Origin of the sequence: Leptospira ellinghausenii (assembly GCF_003114815.1) — a bacterium.
Taxonomy (GTDB): Bacteria; Spirochaetota; Leptospiria; order Leptospirales; family Leptospiraceae; genus Leptospira_A; species Leptospira_A ellinghausenii.
The window spans coordinates 209,230-228,231 of the sequence record NZ_BFAZ01000003.1 but is presented as its reverse complement, the minus strand read 5'-3'; the positions used below and the strand labels follow the sequence as shown (position 1 = coordinate 228,231).

15 protein-coding genes are annotated in these 19,002 nt (G+C 32.0%); 2 read left to right on the top strand and 13 right to left on the bottom strand.

Translation table 11 applies throughout. From position 1 onward, the window contains the following. Positions 1-15: 15 nt before the first annotated feature. Positions 16-1,488, bottom strand: a complete 1,473-nt coding sequence (locus tag DI076_RS03305) for an acyltransferase family protein (RefSeq protein ID WP_108958609.1) — start codon at positions 1,486-1,488, stop codon at positions 16-18. A gap of 104 nt (positions 1,489-1,592) precedes the next feature. Between DI076_RS03305 and DI076_RS03300 the strand changes: the two genes are divergently transcribed. Then, a complete protein-coding gene (locus tag DI076_RS03300; protein ID WP_108958608.1) occupies positions 1,593-3,179 on the top strand; it encodes an LA_3751/LA_3752 family putative glycosyltransferase in 1,587 nt (528 codons plus the stop codon). After that, positions 3,180-4,700, top strand: coding sequence for an LA_3751/LA_3752 family putative glycosyltransferase (locus DI076_RS03295; RefSeq protein WP_108958607.1), 1,521 nt, complete (start codon positions 3,180-3,182; stop codon positions 4,698-4,700). Between the two features lie 5 nt (positions 4,701-4,705). Here the strand turns inward: DI076_RS03295 and DI076_RS03290 are convergent, their stop codons facing one another. From DI076_RS03290 to rfbB, 12 genes are all read right to left on the bottom strand, one after another. Beyond that, the gene (locus tag DI076_RS03290) at positions 4,706-5,704 is read right to left on the bottom strand and encodes a glycosyltransferase family 2 protein (RefSeq protein WP_108958606.1); all 999 of its coding nucleotides are present in this window, start codon (positions 5,702-5,704) and stop codon (positions 4,706-4,708) included. Between the two features lie 25 nt (positions 5,705-5,729). Further along, positions 5,730-6,929 carry an acyltransferase family protein gene (locus DI076_RS03285; protein ID WP_108958605.1) on the bottom strand — a complete coding sequence of 400 codons (1,200 nt, stop codon included), beginning with the start codon at positions 6,927-6,929 and terminating at the stop codon, positions 5,730-5,732. Continuing rightward, positions 6,922-8,328: a dolichyl-phosphate-mannose--protein mannosyltransferase gene (locus DI076_RS03280; RefSeq protein ID WP_108958680.1), complete on the bottom strand. Its 1,407-nt coding sequence runs from the start codon at positions 8,326-8,328 to the stop codon at positions 6,922-6,924. The genes DI076_RS03285 and DI076_RS03280 overlap by 8 nt, the downstream gene beginning before the upstream one ends. Next, positions 8,325-9,938 (bottom strand): LA_3751/LA_3752 family putative glycosyltransferase, encoded by a 1,614-nt coding sequence (locus tag DI076_RS03275; protein WP_108958604.1) that lies wholly within the window; start codon positions 9,936-9,938, stop codon positions 8,325-8,327. Before DI076_RS03275 ends, DI076_RS03280 begins: the two co-directional genes overlap by 4 nt. Continuing rightward, the gene (locus tag DI076_RS03270) at positions 9,935-11,467 is read right to left on the bottom strand and encodes an LA_3751/LA_3752 family putative glycosyltransferase (protein ID WP_108958603.1); all 1,533 of its coding nucleotides are present in this window, start codon (positions 11,465-11,467) and stop codon (positions 9,935-9,937) included. Before DI076_RS03270 ends, DI076_RS03275 begins: the two co-directional genes overlap by 4 nt. A gap of 2 nt (positions 11,468-11,469) precedes the next feature. Next, complete coding sequence (locus DI076_RS03265; RefSeq protein ID WP_108958602.1) at positions 11,470-12,609, bottom strand: glycosyltransferase family 2 protein; 1,140 nt, start codon at positions 12,607-12,609, stop codon at positions 11,470-11,472. Next, positions 12,606-14,549 (bottom strand): O-antigen ligase family protein, encoded by a 1,944-nt coding sequence (locus DI076_RS03260; protein WP_108958601.1) that lies wholly within the window; start codon positions 14,547-14,549, stop codon positions 12,606-12,608. Before DI076_RS03260 ends, DI076_RS03265 begins: the two co-directional genes overlap by 4 nt. Before the next feature lie 4 nt (positions 14,550-14,553). After that, positions 14,554-15,348, bottom strand: coding sequence for a glycosyltransferase family 2 protein (locus DI076_RS03255; RefSeq protein WP_108958600.1), 795 nt, complete (start codon positions 15,346-15,348; stop codon positions 14,554-14,556). A 70-nt stretch (positions 15,349-15,418) separates the two neighbouring features. Beyond that, entirely contained in the window at positions 15,419-16,183 is a 765-nt protein-coding gene (locus DI076_RS03250; RefSeq protein WP_108958599.1) for a glycosyltransferase family 2 protein, read from the bottom strand. 13 nt (positions 16,184-16,196) lie between these two features. Then, positions 16,197-17,054 carry a dTDP-4-dehydrorhamnose reductase gene (gene rfbD, locus DI076_RS03245; RefSeq protein ID WP_108958598.1) on the bottom strand — a complete coding sequence of 286 codons (858 nt, stop codon included), beginning with the start codon at positions 17,052-17,054 and terminating at the stop codon, positions 16,197-16,199. 7 nt (positions 17,055-17,061) lie between these two features. Then, on the bottom strand, positions 17,062-17,940 hold the full coding sequence (gene rfbA, locus DI076_RS03240) for a glucose-1-phosphate thymidylyltransferase RfbA (RefSeq protein ID WP_108958597.1): 879 nt from the start codon (positions 17,938-17,940) through the stop codon (positions 17,062-17,064). A gap of 2 nt (positions 17,941-17,942) precedes the next feature. After that, positions 17,943-19,001: a dTDP-glucose 4,6-dehydratase gene (rfbB, locus tag DI076_RS03235; RefSeq protein WP_108958596.1), complete on the bottom strand. Its 1,059-nt coding sequence runs from the start codon at positions 18,999-19,001 to the stop codon at positions 17,943-17,945. Position 19,002: the final 1 nt, after the last annotated feature.

Here is a 19,002-nt window from a genome sequence, read left to right as displayed (position 1 = left end):
TAAAATAGAACAAAGTTATTGGCTCTGAAACCGACTGATGTAATGGTAAAAGAAAATTTGCCTATACTTTAGAAGCGAGTATCCATTGAGTAAGATCGGAATGGTCAGTAATACCAAAAGACTAATTTCTGAATAATTTGTTTTAGGAATGAAAGAAACGACTATCATCTGCTTTACAATTAAATAAGGCAAAAACGATAAGATGGAAAGTAAAATGGATACTAATCTTTTTTCTTTATCATTTCCTATGATATAGTAAAAACTATTTTTAGAAATGTCAAATCTAGGCTGGGTCCACTCGCGTATTTTTAAAAATGGTTTTTCGATCACTAGATAACTGAAAAGTGCAATCACAGCAGATAAAATTAAACTTATAAATGATGCTTTTAATAAATGGTTCAATCCATTAAAATCTCTACCCTTGGGATTTAAGATGGCCAACATAACCGCTGTATTGACCAACATGTGAACTAAATAGATTCCATAACTTAACTTGCCAATAAATACTAAAATTGGATTTGCCAAAAACCACGCGATACCAGAAAAAAATCCACCCACTGCTCCGTATACGATGACAAACGCAAAAAAAGAATAAAAACTAATCCGAAATACTGTGAAATATAACTTTGCATCCTCAAATTGAAGGGTACACACATAACAAAAAAGAACAAAGAGAATCGAAAATACCAAATAAAAACCTAATTTAGAATACGGTAAATGTTTCGATATTTTACCAGATCTCCAAAGTTCCATCAGTAATATACCATATACGAATGGTTCAAAATGAGTATGGATCGGATGGAAAAGAGTTTTGACATATCCATCAAACTCTAACATAGGAACATTTAGATGATAATAATAACGAATGAGAATGGGGACATTCAATAGAAGGATTAAAAAAACCAGTTTTTGAACGGTGTTTGATAAGAATTTTGTGTAGAACAAAAATACAAATGGCATCGCTAAATAAAATTGTTCTTCCATTGATAAAGACCATCCATGAACCATAATCCGCTTTGGAAAATAATTGGAGATATATGCAAAATCAGTCCACCAATAGGAAAGTTTTAATTTTAAATCGATTAAACTTTCCGATAGTCCATCGGAACCTGTCATCATTTGGCTTTTTTTCAAAACGCCAGCCATGATTAAAATGGTAATCGATAGAATCACATAGAAAGCAGGAAAGATACGAAGAGATCGTTTCAAAACAAAGTTTTTCCAACTAACTCCAAAACTAGACCTTTCTAATTCTCGAGAAAAGGATGTGGATACCAAAAAGGCACTAATCACAAAAAACAAACTCATTAAAAATTCAACATTTTGCGCATTAGGTAAATACTGAGCATACTGTACGGGGAAAAAATCGATAGAAAAAGCAAAACAATGGAATAAGATAACTAAGTAACAACTTAACGCACGGATTCCATACAATTCGTTAATTTCCTTGTTATTTTTCCTAAAAATTTCAATAAAATATTCTTTCATATTGTTCGTATCTGGGGAAACTTTGCCTTGGATTCAATAGAAATCAATCGATAAATACAATATCGTATTAACTTGTAGAAAATACAAAAAGGCAAACAACGCAAATGGTGATTCTCCCAAAAGTAAAACAATTACAAATAGGATTAAAATGGTTTTTGCTTTTCTTTGCAGTTGTTTTGTCCATCCAATACACTTCTCCTCAAAACTCTTACTTCCAAGATAGCCATGACAAATTGATCCAAACATATTCTCTATATTTCAATCACTTTCAATCGGACCAATTGTATTACCCAGGTTATGACTTTGATCCAAACTTAAACTACTTCCATTTAGTTGATAATTTATTTCTTAAATGCAATGATAGAATTGTCAGTGCCTTTCCGATACAATTTGCAGCCATGATGGCACCACTTTTGTATATTCTACCCTTATCTTATCTCGTATATAGTTCTCTATTTTTTCTCTTCTTAGGTTTTTGGATTCTGAGACAGTATTACAAATTCCCATTTTTTCTACTTTGGATTTGTTATTTTGCAACGTATCTGTGGCCATTGAGTTGGGAATATTCAGAGATGCCCGCAATTTTTGCCTTTTCGTTAATTGGACTCTTACCTATTCTACGCAATCGAAAATCATTCCTCATACAAACTGTTGCGGGATTATCACTTTCTTGGGTAATTTTGGTTCGATTAGATACACTTCCATTTTTTTCCTTTTTCTTCTTCTTTACTTTCTTCTTTTTATGGAAAGACCAATCATTCCCATCTGTTCTTTACAAAATTGCTTCACTGAAAGTTTTTTTTATAGTATGTTTTCTGGGAATTGTTCTGCAATTCGTATTGAATGAAATTTTATACGATCATATCTTTGGTACTCGATTTGTCGCAAATTTATCTGGATTCAAAGTAAGTTTTGCTCAAAGACTCGAATGGTTTCAAAGTTTAAATTTTTATGCAGATAAAAAAATCGGTTTTTTGGCTTACCTACCGATTTCCTTTCCATTGATCTTTTTTTATCTAACACATTTCAAGACTGTCTCCAATATAAAAAAATCACTCTCATTGTCTTTAGTATTAACAATACTTGTGATACCTTTCATTGCACCAAACGATGGATTCAATAATTGGGGGCCTAGATTTTATACAGTTTTAATTTTGCCTTATTTAATCTTATTAAAACCATTGATTGTAAAAATTGTCGCATCCAAAAATTGGAAATTTCGGATGAATCTCATTCTTATCATCACCTATTCTTTTTTATTGGGAATCGTTGGTGCAAAAATTCAAAAATCCAAAACCAGTTTGGTTAAAAATTTTCGTTCCATCACAAAAGAATTAAATCCTGATATCATTGTGTTTACAGATTACTTAAATTTATATTCCATAGGAAGTGATTATACAAAACATATTAGTTTAGTTTCATATACTACTGAAAAGAATGATCAATTGATCAAAATTTTATCGGAGAAAATGAAAAACAAAAAAATAATCTTTGTTGATTGGCACCCACTCATTTTAACTCAAGAAACAAGAAATATAATGAATGCTGAAAAAGCAAAAGGAGGATATCCAATTTCTCATTGGGATTTAAATCGACTAGAGTCGAGTTTAGAAAAAAATACTTCAAATTTTCACATCCTTGATAAACAACTGTACCGAATTTGGTCAGGAACTATCAAAGGAGCAAATTAAATGAAATTTCATTTCTCAAAAAAAGATAAAATCACCTTAGCTATTTTTTTTGTTTTTTTCCTTGGATTACAAACCTACCTCTCTGCAACGAATAGTTTTATTTCGGATTCCTTAGCAAAAGCCTTCCAAATCAATAGCGTACAAAACGGAACCGAATCCATCACTTACCCTGCAAACTCGATAGACCCATATCTAAAGTTACATCCTGTTACATTTATCCTCAAAAACCAAAACGAACTGAAGTCTGTCTTTTCTGCAACATTTGCTTACTTATATGCAAAACTTTTCTTTTTTTTACCAGTAAATCAGATGATTTATGTGAATGTAATTTTTCTTCTCTTAGGAGTGCTATGTTTAAAAGGGTTCGGAAAAGTTGACATCAATATTTCCATTTTGGTTTTTACAACTTCTGTTGTACTTTGCCAAGTCATTGACTTATCAGAAGTTCCGATTACTCTTTTCCTTGTCTGTTTCGTGTATTCAATCTGGACAATGGCGATCCAAAATCAAAACACAAATTTACTGATAGTAAGTGTATGTTTTTCAGTTTTACTTAGTTTTTTCCGATTGGAACTTTTAATTTTTTCCGGATTACTATTTGTCCTTTCCTCAATTCAATTAATTGGACTAAAAAAAGGAAACCGAATCGTTTTCTTATCAATCGCCTTCCTAATCCCATTGTCATTTTTTGTTCTATGGAATGATACTGAGTATGGACACCCAATGGGAATTCGATACTTGTTCAATTATACGGAAGACCATTACTTTGCAAAAAACAATCGCATCTTAAATCTGCAAAAGATTTTACTCACGGGATTTTCAGACCAAGGTTTCAAATTTGGTTTTTTTCTTATTTCGCCTTATTTTCTTTATCCGCTCTATCGTTTCAGAGATTCTTTATATTCCATTAGAAAACAAAATACAATCCACTTCCACCTCACTCTATTTATCCTATATCCGATTCTCGTAGGACTGACTGCACCCAATGATGGAATTACAATTTCGGCTAGGTATGCACTATTTGCAGTTGTTCCAATGATTTTCATCATCTCCCATTATTGGTCGGAACTCCAAAAGGATAAAATTTTCAAAATCCTTATCATCATTTCCATCTTAGTCAATTTGATCATACTGCGAATTTTGAAAGAAAGTTTTAAAATGATCAAAAAAACAAATCAAATCTATGAAAACTTGAATGCTGATTTATGGATTTTTTTTGATACCAACTTATCTGCGACTTCTGGAATTCATTTATTGAAACAACCAGCAATTTCATTTCAAAACTTTACGAATGAATCAGATCTCAATTCGTTAGTAAACTTAATGGAATCACAAAAGATGAAAAAAATATATATCCTTGATTTTTCGAAAAAAATTCCGAATGCTTACATGAATGTCAAAAGGAATATGGAATTAAGTAGTACTGAGTTTCCAATACTCCTTCAAAACAAAAAATATTCATGCAAACAATATACTGAAGTAAAATTCATTGGTTATCGAGAATGTAATTATTCTCCGTAATCATCTTACTTATGTAATCGTTTGGATTCTGAAATACCTTTTACAAATTCAACTACATAGAGGGGTCTATTTTTAGATTCCTCAAAAATTCTAGCTATGTATTCTCCAAGTATACCAATCGAAATTAAAATCGAACCACCGATTAAACAAATCAAAGTGACAATTGTTGCCCAACCTGGGTTATAGACGATTGGCATTTCCAAAATGAAATGTTGAAACGCACGAAAGAGTGCATAAGCTCCTACAAAAAATCCAACAAATGCAACGATGATTCCGAGAGCCAAACTAAATCGTAAAGGGAGTGGTGAAAAGGAAACTGCTGCATTCATTGCTAACTTTAACATTTTTTGCAAAGGGTATTTTGTTTCACCTGCAACTCTTGCATCACGTTTATAAAAAACAGGAGTTTGAGGGAAACCTATCCATGCATTCATGCCTCGTAAAAAACGATGGTTCTCTCTAAGTCCATTTAGAGCATCCAAACATCTACGAGAAATCAACCTAAAATCACCAGAATCCAATGGTAAATCTTTATGAACTAAAATTTTCATGAGACGATAAAAAGCCCATGCTGTTATTTTCTTAAACCATGACTCACCTGATCGAGCAATTCGTTGTCCATAAACAACATCATAGCCTTCTCGATACTTCTCCAACATTTCAAATATCACTTCAGGAGGGTCTTGTAAATCTGCATCCATAATGACAACTGCTTCTCCACTCGCATAATCCATTCCAGCTGTGACAGCGATCTGATGTCCAAAATTCCTAGACAAACTAATGACTTTAACTCTTTTGTCTTCTTTTGACCAATTGACTAATTCGAAAATGGTGTTATCGACACTTCCATCATTCACAAGTATCAACTCAATTTTTGTTTGTAATTTACCTAAAAAAGAAGTTAACCTTTCTTTTAAATGAGGAAGGACAGATTCCTCGTTATAACAAGGAATCACAAGGGACAACAATTTAGGATTACTGCGTTTTTCTAAAAAATATTTCATAATTTAATTATAGAGACTCTTTATTTCACTGAATTTTAATGGGATGCACTAATTTTTCTTTTATTCTTAAAAACGGTAATTCAATGATTAAGTAAACTATCCATGATATTAAAAATGTAAAAAATATTACATATAAAAAAGCATATACCGCAGATAACATATTTTGATTCTTTAATACAATTGGAGTAACTTTAATAGCAACAATTGGAATCACTATGATATGCCAAAGGTAGGCTGTGTATCCCAATCGAGCAAAAGGCCTAAAAAAACTCCAACTAAAAAAACTTGTAATCGGTTTGATGAAAAAAGAAAAATACATTAAAATTCCAAATCCTATGGAAACAAGTGTTGGACGAAACACGATGGCAAATGCACTCGAAGAATCGATTTGGTGCATCCAAATAATTAAAGAAAAACTAAAGAATAATAATATGAAAGACCAAAACTGTTTATATCTGATGAGTAATGTCTGCCATGGAAATAAATGATACATCTCGTATACTAACATCCCGTAAAGTATGGAATCAAATCTGCAATAAAGTTGGTAAACAGCATCTAAATTTGCAATTGGATAGGAGACCGAATATCGATTGAACAGAGCAAAGGAAAATCCTAAAATATAAACAGAAAGTCGAGAAATCAAATTGATTCGAAAGAAAAAAAATACACAAAAAAAAGGTAAAACCAAATAAAAATGTTCTTCGATTGATAAAGACCAACCACCATCATAAACAACTGGAACTTTCAATATGTCTGTTAAATACAAAGCATCAACCCAAACATTGGACAAACCTGCCCGGATATTCTCAAACATCGCGATTGCCGCTGGGTCTTTTATCGAATGAATATCAAACTTTGATAACTGAAACCTTTTAAATGAATATAGTATAAATAGTGCAAAATAGTAAGCAGGAAAGATCCTCAAACTCCTTTTTACAAAGAAGTCTTTTATGTTTATTTTCCCATTCTTATCAAATTCCCTCCTTAAGCCCCCATAAATTAAAAAACCACTTAACAAAAAAAAGAAATCAACCCCTGAAGAAAGAGCGCCCAAAAATAAATTTACAAATTCATATTCACTATGAACAATTTGTTTCACCGTCACCCAGACATGATAGATTACGACAGAAAGAATCGAAATTGCTCTAATTCCATTTAAATTTTCATGTTCAAAAGACTTCCTTTCGAAAATAGAAGTTATGTACCTAAATCTATGTTTATTCACTTCTCAGATACTCCTTAACTACCATCCCGTAAAACTGCTGTTCCTTTACAAATTTCCAACCATTCTTTTCCTCAAAACTTTTTCCATTTCCACCTAAAAATCGATACACAACACAAAGTTTATTTTGTTCTATCTTTGTCTCTTCCCCTAATAATTGGGGTTCAAAATTTTGGACCGAATTCCAATCTAAATAGAGTTTGATGTATTCGGGAGTCGCATTTGAAAATACATACCGACCCTCACATTGTTTCGAAATGAATTGACTTGTGGACCGCCAATCTTCCTTAAAAACGATATAAAAATTCTTCTTAAAATCAACAAAAGAGAGAATAGTCAAAAGTATCAAACTAACCATAAGAATTTTACTTCTCTTACTTTCGGAAATTTTTTCCGAAACAAACATAAACACAAGTGGTAAAGTTACGATCCAATTTCGATTTGTTACAATAGGCTTATAAAATGAAAAAATGCTTGTTACAATAATCACAAAAATTGCTACCAACAAGTACATCTCCGATAAACGAAGAACAGAAAATCCACCTTTCCTAAATATTTTTTTGACCAGTTGGTATATGATGAGTAAAAAAAGAACAACAGGAACTATAACAGTCAAAAACAGAAATTTTTTCGAAGTATAAAAATATAAAGAATAGTAACTCAAATATAAAACTAAATTGGGAGGATCGATCCAACTTGCAGTTGCAATCTTATCCCCACTTAACAACTGAAAAACAAACGGCAAATAAGCAATAAATGTCACAACTCCAAGTAAAAAAACCAGATTGCGACGATTGTCCTTTAGACCTAAAAAGTAAATCCAAAATAAAAAGTAAAGGAAACCAACAAAAATAAATCCAAACAAATGAACATAAGAAATACAAATTGATAAAATTGCTAATGATACATATCGTTTCTTATTTTGAATGTCAGATAAAAAAGAATCAAAAAGAACAACGATAAAAGATGATAAACACAAAAGCAGGGAATATGATCGAACCTCTTGTGCATAGTAAATTGCACCTGGTGAAAATGAAAAAAGCAAAAGAAAGAGGAACCTTCTTTTTTTCTCCCAACCTTTAGTTAAGAATAGTAAAACAAATAAATTGAATATAGAAATTAGAACTGGAAATAATTTAGTATAAACTTCATTCCCTGTTGGATTGATGTGAATCCAAATCGATAGTAAAATTTGGAAAAGTGGAGGATGAGGATCACTTGCTAAATAATTCCAGAATTGTTGCCAATTTTCAAGAGAGGACGCATATACAGAATAGAGTTCATCGGTCCATAAACTCTGTCTATCCAACTTATAGAATCTAAAAAAAATACCGAATGCAAGAGAAATAAAAATACCAATTTCAAATTTGAATTTCTTGATTACTTCCTTATTGTTCTTCATTTCATTTTCCATAACATCAATCTAAAACCCGCAATTTTTTCATCTGTCTGCTTTTCATAATACTTGGATTTGATTTCAAATTTTGTATTGATCCATTCTTTATAAAATTCTTCGGTTACATTATCATCTTTGGGTGGCACAAAATCATAGACAAATACTTGAAAATGTGAAACATTTGCTTCTTTTAGTTTTTCTTCCATCAAATCAAATTTCTTTTGATAATTCACAATCCAATGTGGTTTTTTCAAAAAAGAATCGGAAATTAATAGAAGATCAAATGTACTCAAGTGCAAAACTGGTGCGTCTGGATATTCCTCTAGTTTTGATTGGTATATATCATGGTATTTTTTTATATAATCTAAATTTCTTATATTTTTTCTTACATGGTAAATTCCTAAAAATATCTGAAATATTACCAATAAAACAAGGATTCTTCGTCTAGATTTTTCTTTTTCTGTTACAATCGTAAAACAAATGTAAATTGTGATTAAAAAATAGGTGAATTCCGTAAACCGCATTCCCGCATAAAGTCCTCCAGAAGAATAAGGACTCAGCAAAACAATGGAAACGAAAGAGAAAACGGTAATGGCATAAAGCTTCTTTTGTATAATTGATAGATTTGTTTTGAAAGAAGAATAGATAAAAAAAAGTATACTGGGGAAACAATAGAATAAGAATCCGACTCGGTTTTCATTTCCCACGAAGAATTCTTTTACTAAATGAAAGCGGTCCGTAAAATTTAACCTAGTAAAATCAATTAAACTTACTTTACTTCTAACACCAAAAATTTCACCAAATTGTGATTCATTATAAAAAGAAAAAAGACAAATTGAGAAAAATAACCCAAGAAACAGAAAGAAATAATTTCGTAAGAAAACCAAAAGATCGTTTCTATAAAAGTACGCGATTACAAGTCCCGTTATTCCTATATAAATTATTGATTCCGATCGTAAAAAAATTGAAATAGCACCAATGAAACCGATCACAAACAAGAGAAAACTCGAAAGGTTTTCATTCAATTCAATGGCAAGAATTGCAAAAAACAAAATACTTAAAAAAAGATGTGCAGGGACACTCTCAGAAAATTCAAAAGCGCTTGTGATTCCATAACCTACGATAAAAAATACGCCACTCAATAGAGCGTATTCCAAAGATTTTAAATTTAGAATGTATTTTAATGTAAAAATTAATACCAAACAAACTATTAAGTACAAAAAAAGAATTAGTAGATTGAAGAATTGATATTTGATGGGGATGAGCGAAAAAAATTGAGAAAAGAAACTTGGATATTGGAATACACAAGTTCTATTACCAACTTCGTTCGTAGAAAAAAATGCCCAAGGATATCTAAATGGATAAAATTCAAATTGAGTGTCAAAGGAATTGTCCAACAAAAAACAGGAGTGGGAATTTAAGCCATGATTTTTATATTCTATTGTTTGATAAAGTTTGATTTGTGAATCAGATTGGATTAGAGGACTCACTCCCTTATCCCAAAGAATTCTTTTGTAAATCAAAATCCCAGAAAAACAAATTAATAAAAATACAAGAACTTCCTTTCTTAAAAAGAATTGTTCAAAGTTATCGATGAATCTAACAAAGACTTTCAATGTTTTTGCTCCAACAAAAAACCTTGGAAATGTGCAATCTTGTATTCGGTTTGAATCGAATATGTTTTTGGTTTTAATTGAAAGTTAATATCAAATTTTTCCTTCCATATTTTTTTTGGAAATTCATCTTTCACCAAACGATTACCTTCCCACTGTAAATACAAAATTCTATACGGTTTGCTCATCAATGTTTCCTCCACTTTTAACCAATCCTCATTTGAGAATACGGCAATTTGTGGATAAGTAATGTAACTCTCTCCCATGAGATAAGATAACGATAAGCCTCTATGTACAATTAAATCAGGATGTATATTCTGGATTTCCGACATTATTTCATGATAAACCTTGGATGAGGAAGACCATTGTTTGATTGCTCTAGTATCCGATTTATAGGAAAAGTACAAACAAGGTAAAAAAATGAATAAGACTAAATAATTAGGTTTTAATTTCCCTAACGAAATAAAAGTACCAATTAATAATAAATAAATTCCACTTTCATAATACCTCATCCCAAAAATATCCACACCTGCTCGATAAGGCGAAAGTATTGGTAAAATCAAAATAAACACCAAACCTGATATCAAAAATGGACTTAGCTCGTTGAGTTTTCTACGCCAAACGGCAAATGCAGAAAGAAAAAGTATTGGATAACCTTTGAAAATGCCAATTTTAAAATCATTTCCCCAAAGATCTGCAATCCATTCACCTAGAAAATTACGTTGTAATTCATTCGAGCCTAAATCATTCACTGTATTTAGGCCTCGCATTCCAAGAATGTGTCCATATACCCGATTGTTATAGGAAAAAAAGATACATTGTACAACAAATGCTATAACTATGTAAGGAAGTAATTGCTTTAAGAACTGAATCTTCGATTTAGAAAGTAAAAATACAAATCCTAAAAATAAAACCAATGCAATAGTGGATTCAGGTCTTAATTGAAAATTCAAAACTATACTTAAAGATAGTATCAAACCAAAATAATATTTCGGTGATCGACTAAAACGTATATAGGAATATATCGCCAATAACAAGAAAAAATTTGTGAGCGTTAATTCTGAATAGTCCAAAGAAGATAAAAAAACAGGAGAAAAAACCTGAATCAAAATCGCTGTTATCAAAATATAAGTTGGTCTTTTTTCAAATAATTGTATGATTCTATCTAAGATTAAAAAATTTATCAAAAATATTAAAATTGGGAAATAAGTTATGTATTTTTGATCGATCACATATAAAAAAGATTTTTGTGCCCAAACAAATAAAGATGGATATTGGAAAACACAGTCACCGTTTTTCAGAAAAAAAGCCCAAGGATACCCAATCGGTATCTGCTCAGTTTTAAAACCAAACTGATTGGCAGGGAAAAAACATTCTTCTGCAGAACCACCTTGGTAAGAATGAATCACTTGGAAATATTTTATCTGTGGATCACTCGAAATGAATATATGACCATCATTCCACTTCCAACGATAGAAGATAGGAACTAGAACAATTAGAAAGTATACTAATCCTCGGTAATAAAAATTCACTGCTACTCTCTCTTAATGATATGAGCTGTGACGGCTTGTAATCCGAAAATCAAAAGAGTAAGACTTAAGTTTGTAGTGACAATAAATTCGCGTTCAAAATGGATAAACGCATAATCCGATTTTTGCCATTGCAAAAAAAGCCAAACAAGCGTAATACTGATCACACCCAAGCCTGAAATTAAAACAAAAAACAGTCTATCTTCTTCTAAGTTTAAAATTAATTGATAGATCCTGCTGATTCTAGGCTGTTTGGTAGCAATGAGAAGTCCCGTTCCCCATAAACTTAAACCTAAAATTGTTAAAAATGAAAAGAAAACCATTGAATGGATTCCGTATAAATTCATACCTCCAATTCTCACAACTTTCCCAACAAAAAATCCAATTAGAAGTTGGACCCAGAAAAACGAAAAAAAGCTAAGACCTATTCTTTCAAATAAATGAGGACCATAGAATAAAATTCGAAGTAGATGACGCATTCCATCACGCCAAGTTTTTAAATGAGGAATTCGACCTTCTTTATCTGGATAAAGCGAAACTGGAACATGTTCCATTTTTGCCTCATGAATTAAAGCTTTAATCAATAACTCAGAAGCAAATTCCATTCCCTTACTTTTAATGTCCCAAGATAAATATTTATCTTTCTTAAAACATCGAAATCCTGAATTACTATCTCGAATTTTATTCTTCTTTGCATAAAGGAGGTTAATAATCCAATTAATAACAGGTGTACCTAGATATCGATGTAAGAATGGCATTGCACCTTTATGAATTTTTCCATCCAATCTAGATCCAATTACCATGTCAAAATCACCATTCACTAATTTCGAAACGAGATTGGGCGCTTCTAGAAAATCATAGGTATCATCAGCATCTGCAAAAACAATGATGTCGCCTTTTGCATTTCGGATCCCAGAATCTAAAGCGGCTCCATACCCTCTGTCTTTTGCAGGTGCCACTCGTGCGCCAAATTCTTTTGCAATTTTGATGGAACGATCAGTACTGCCATTATCAGAAACTAAAACTTCAATCTCATACAATTTCGAAAAATTTTTCTTAACTCTGTTTAGTTTTTCTAATACATATGGTAGAGTTTTTTCTTCATTTAAACATGGGATAACAAAACTTACTTTTGGCTTATTCATAATTGTTCTCGTTGGTAAATCCCAAAAGGATCATACAGATTTAAAAAATACTGAAATAATGGAATTAGGTCAGGAAAATATTTTTCCCTGGACTGAAACTGAATTAACTTTGAATAACAAATTGCAGGGTAATTATCTAACTCAAAACAGTAGTTTAAATGTTTCAAATTCGATTCTAAGTCATCTTTTGCAGCTAAATTATAAAAAAAGAATTTGTTACCTAAGAAAAAATAATCAGCCAGTGAAAATTCCGGCATAGATTGATTGAATTTTGAAACATTATCCTTTCTAGGTAAATAAAATTCGAAATTATGAGGAATCACTTTCCTTGCAAACTTTAACGTAAAATGATCTACATATGAAAACCGAAAGGATACAATCATCAAAAAGATGGCAATCAGAATAAATGTAGATCGGTTTCCCAGCACATCATTTCGTTCCTCAAGGAAAACATCCTGATTTTTAATCATTAAAATAGAGGAAATTCCGACTAACACAAATAAGTTAGAAATTTCCAAACTATTAAAATCATATAACTCATGTAACATCCAAACAAATAAAACCAGTGAAACTAATTGATTATTCTTTATTATATTGGCTAAGTTGATTCGTTTTTGAAATAAACAATAAAACAAAACACCGAAGACTAAAAGCAAACCTACGATTCCGAAGGACCCAAAAAACTGAACGTATAAATTGTGTGCAAGAGGAAAACTATCAAAATTAACAATATAATCTTTGATATAGTGCAATGACTCATTCTTTATATTAAAGGCAGAGTCAAATGGAATTTTATTTTCTGGGTATAATCCAAATCCAAACATTGGACTTTCTTGTAAGGTATTGATAATATAAAATCCCCAAATCGATAATCTTACAGCTGTTGACCCCAGATTAAAAATTGATTTTTCAGTAAAAAACAAAAATGCAAAACCGACGACAACGATAATCGTAGTGAAGCTATACAAAAGATTTTTTTTCTTGGTCTGTTTTTGTCGTATATATAAAACAAAAAACAAAAACACCAAAAGAGAACCTATTGAATTTCTCGAAACCGTAATTCCAAACCAGATGACGGAAACCAAAAATGCCACAATAAGCAAAATCTTCTCTGTTTTATTTTTGACTGGCTCAAACCAAAACAAAAAAGACATCATTATCATTAGAAGTGAATTGGACGCAAGTAAACTAACAGGAATTAAATATACGTTTTCGCGATAGGATGTTATTTGGAACTTTGGATCCAGATAAAGAGCAAAATAAATAAAAATCGAATTAATAATATAAAAGAAAATGCAAGATTTCAAAAATATAATTAAATCATTTTTTTCCCAAATTTGAGTGAGTTGAAAAAACAAAAAAGCTTCTAAAATAATTACTCCGCGCTGTAATGCAAAATCATCCCACCAATCCCTACCAATCATAAGAAATAAAATGATTAATGTAAGTAAATAAATAGGTTTCGCTTTATTCGTTGGTAAAATTGAATTTTTTATAGTTATGATGAGAGCGATCGCAATAGGAACAGAGGGATATGCCATAAAATCAATGAAAGACAATACGGGAACCACTGCCAAAAATGGACCTAAATTTTGAAATTGTTTCACTGACAATTTATGAAAGCAGATCAGTATGAAAACTAACCAAATTAAAGTTACTAATTTGATTCCTAGTTTTTGTGGAAATATTTGAATTGGGTCATATTCAGCTATTTTAAGAAAAACAAAACAAGTAAGCAAAATGACATGAAGCAGATTCCAAAAGTGTAATGGATCCTTAATGAAAACACGCCAAAGGTATATGGCATAAACAAGAAAAGAAAAGATACCAAGTCCAATGATATCTAATTTAAAGTTCTTTTGATTTGTGTATGTTTGAAATAAAAGCGAAATTCCAATCAAAATCACAAAATCAATTACAAAAGGATAAAACCTTTTCATTGTTTTATAACCAGTTGGCTGTTTTCGGAATGTACTTTTCAGGGAGTGTTTTTTTGAAAAAATCTCTTTTGTTTTTGATCAGATTGAAATAAACAATATGACGTATTGCAGCTATCCCATCCTTCCAAGTAATTTTTTTACCCTCTAAATAATTTCGAGGATAATAAGAAATTGGAAATTCTTGGACTCTTATTTTTAAACGAGCTACTTTTGCAGTTACTTCTGGTTCAAAACCAAATCTTCTTGATTCTAAATAAATATTCTTGATAATATCCGAACGGAATACTTTATAACATGTTTCCATATCGGTTAGATATAAACCACTCAGGAAATTGGAAAGGATTGTAAGGATTCGATTGATCAAATAATGAAAAGTTCGATGCACTTGCCTTCCATCTTTTTTAAACCGAGAACCAAAAACTACATCCGCCTTTCCATTGACGATTGGTTGGATTAACATTTGAATTTCATCCATGTCATATTCAAAGTCGGCATCTTGGATGATGATTACATTCCCAGTTGCTTCATCAATCCCTCTGTGAAGAGCAGCACCCTTCCCCTGATTTTTTTCTTGGGCTAAAATCTTATGTTCAGAACGGAACTTAAAGTTCTGTAAAATGGAAAGCGAATTGTCCCGAGAAGCATCGTCTATGAAAACTAATTCTTTTTTTGTGTTTAAAGGCAAAGCATCAATCTTTTGTAAGAACTCTTCCAAATGGGAAGATTCATTGTAAATTGGGATGATAAGTGATGTTTTGAACGTATTTTCAGAACGTCCGAGGTTACGTCTAGCGACCATAGTTTATATCTAAAAATACCAAGTATTGGAGAAAGTCAAGCGCCAAATCCTTCAATCGAATGGTTCAAATCTACGATTTGATTCTATATTTGCGAATTCCCATAAAACCATGAATTATGGTCAAAAGGAAGGCATACAAAGGGTTGAGTTTTTCCCGATTTTTTAACATTCGGAAATGAGCTAACATCACTTTTTTTTTGTTAGATGTTGCAGCGCCCCTCCTAACTCGGTATCGGGCCAAGATCGCTGAATTCGCATAAGCAACCCGTCCTTCACGAAGAATATCCAACCAAAGAGCATAATCATCCCGAAGGCTTTTCAGTGATGGATCAAAATATTTTTTTCCAACAGCAGGAACATGAAAAATGGCAGTGAGTAATCCAACACGATTATAAAATAATAAATTTCTGTAAGTAAATGTTTTTGATTCTACTATAAACGGCTCACAAAATTCGAATCCATTTTCGTCGATGATTCGGTATGACGAAAACGAAAAAGGGGAATTGTTTTTTTCCATAAAAGGAATCATTTTCTCTAAAAAATCAGGCTCCCAAAGATCATCTGCATCTAAAAACGCAATGTATTCACCCTTTGCAAGTTTGATTCCTTGGTTTCTAGTATCAGCTGAACCAGAATTTTTTTCTTTTTGTATAAAATAGATTCTTTTATCCTTCGATTCTAATTCTTTTGCAATCTTTGCAGTTTCATCTTTGGAACAATCATCAACTAACAAAAGTTCCCAGTCTCGAAATGATTGTTTAAGTAGTGTATCTACAGATTCTTCTAAATATAAAGCCGCATTGTAGGCTGGCATGATGACTGATACTTTAGGCATATAATTTTTCCTATTAAATTAATTCACTCAAAACGAGTGGAATCCTATCTTTCCAATGGTAATTTTGGAATTGGAATGAATTTCGAATTTTTGTTTTGTTTAATACACTGAAAGACGGTCTCTTGGCTGGAGTCGGATAAGAAGCGGAGGGAATTGGTTTCACTTTGCATTTTTTGTTTGATAGAGAAACAATCTCATATGCGAAATCATACCAACTTGCAACACCTTCATTGGAGAAATGAAATATCCCGGAAAGGTTCGATGTCAATGCCTCTAAGCTAACATTCGCTAAGTCTTTAGCCCATGTTGGAGTTCCAATCTGATCATCAACAACGGATATTTCCCCTCTTTCACTCGATAGCCTGAGCATTGTTTTTAAAAAATTTTTTCCATATTTTGAATAAACCCACGAAGTGCGAAGGATGATTGCATTTTTATCATTTTGCAAAACCAAATCTTCACCTTCCGATTTTGTTTTCCCATATACAGAAAGTGGATTTTTTGGGTCTGTTTCAAGATAGGGTTTAGAATTTTGGCCATCAAAAACAAAATCAGTGGAGATGTGTACGAACTTAATTCCGAGTTGATTACATTTTTCAGATATAATTCCAGGAGCTACAGTGTTAATTGATTTTGCCTTTGCAATTTCTGTTTCCGCTAAATCGACAGCAGTATAGGCAACCGCATTGATGATGCCGAGTGTATCTTTGGGCAATAAATTTGAGAAGTAATTTTTGATTTCTATCTCCGACTCAAAATTTACTTCATTTCTACTTACAAAATGAAATTGATATTGTTTTTCCAAATTAGAAATATCTCTCAATTCACTTGCTAACTGACCTGTGGATCCTAATACAACAATTGATTTCATTATATTTTTAATAAATCGTTTCGTTTAAAATGCGAAACAAGTATTGCCCGTAACCATTCTTTTTTAAAGGAATTGCAAGTTCTTCCAATTCTTTCCTTGAAATATAACCCTTTCTAAAAGCTATTTCTTCAGGACAAGCAATCTTCAATCCTTGCCTACGTTCAACAGTTTCAACAAAAGTAGATGCTTCCAAAAGAGATTCATGTGTCCCAGTATCTAACCAAGCAAATCCTCTTCCCATCAGTTGGACGTCTAACTTCCCTTTTTCGAGATAAATCTTATTCAAATCAGTGATTTCTAATTCTCCCCGATTTGATGGTTTAACTGACTTAGCATACTCTACTACATTTTCATCATAAAAATAAAGACCCGTCACAGCGTAATTACTCTTGGGAACTTTGGGTTTTTCCTCTATGGAAACCGCTTTTCTATGTTCGTCAAACTCAACAACTCCATACCTTTCTGGATCATTTACGTGGTAAGCAAAAACTGTGGCTCCATTACTCTTTTTGACTGCTGCTGATAAATTCTCTTCCATTCCATGTCCAAAGAAAATATTATCTCCCAAAATCAATGAACAGGCTTCTCCTCCATTTAAGAATCTTTCACCAATCAGAAAAGCTTGGGCCAGTCCATCCGGTGATGGTTGTACTTCGTATTGAAGGTTGATTCCCCATTGTTTACCATTGCCTAACATTTCTTTAAAAAGCGGAGTCGACTCTGGAGTAGAGATGATTAATATATCGCGAATTCCAGCTAGTAACAAAGTACTAAGTGGATAATAAATCATCGGTTTATCGTAGATAGGAAGTAATTGTTTACAGACTACTTTTGTAACAGGATATAGGCGTGTACCAGATCCGCCTGCTAAAATAATTCCTTTCATATTCAATTTGCTTCCTTATACTGCAACTCATAATATTGATTATATTGACCTGAAATAATTTCTTCCCACCAAACTTTATTGTTCAGATACCAATCTATGGTTTCTTCGATTGCAACTTCGAATTTATAAATAGGTTTCCAACCAATTTCTGTCTCAATCTTTTTTGGATCAATCGCATAGCGAAAGTCATGCCCAGGACGGTCCTTCACAAACTTGATCAAATTTCTATGGGGTTTACCTTCAGGATGTTTTTTATCCATTAAATCACAAATAAGATTAACGATTTCTAAGTTTGTTTTTTCATTCCGTGTTCCTATATTATAGGTTTCACCAAATTTACCTTTTTTCATTACCAAGTTAATCGCCAAACAATGGTCTTTGACATATAACCAATCGCGAATATTCTCACCTGTCCCATAAACTGGAAGTGATTTTCCTTGCAGACAATTAAGGATCATGAGCGGTATTAATTTTTCAGGAAAATGAAATGGTCCATAATTATTGGAACAGTTCGTGGTAATGACTGGTAGTTGATAGGTATGGAAATAAGACCTTACCAGATGATCAGAACCAGCTTTTGATGCTGAATAAGGCGAATTCGGAGCATATGGCGTTAATTCAGTAAACGCTCCGTCTTTCCCCAATGTCCCAAAAACTTCATCTGTTGACACATGTAAAAATACTCTTAAAGAATTCATTTCAAAAAGCTTTTTACCTAACTCTAACATATAAAATGTTCCAAGTACATTTGTTTTCACAAACTCTTCAGGTCCTAAGATCGATCGATCAACATGTGACTCAGCAGCAAAGTGTGCAATTTCATTGATCTCAATTTGGTTTGCGAGATCTAAAACTTTTTCTTTATCAGTGATATCTAACTTAATGAATTGAAACCTTTTATCATTTAACCATCGTTCAAGATTTTTTAGATTACCAGCATATGTAAGTTTGTCTACGACAGTAACCTTTAAATCCTCATTTGATTCAAGTAAAGTATGAACAAAATTTGAGCCTATAAATCCGGCTCCACCAGTTACTAAAATGTTTCTTTGTTTTGACATA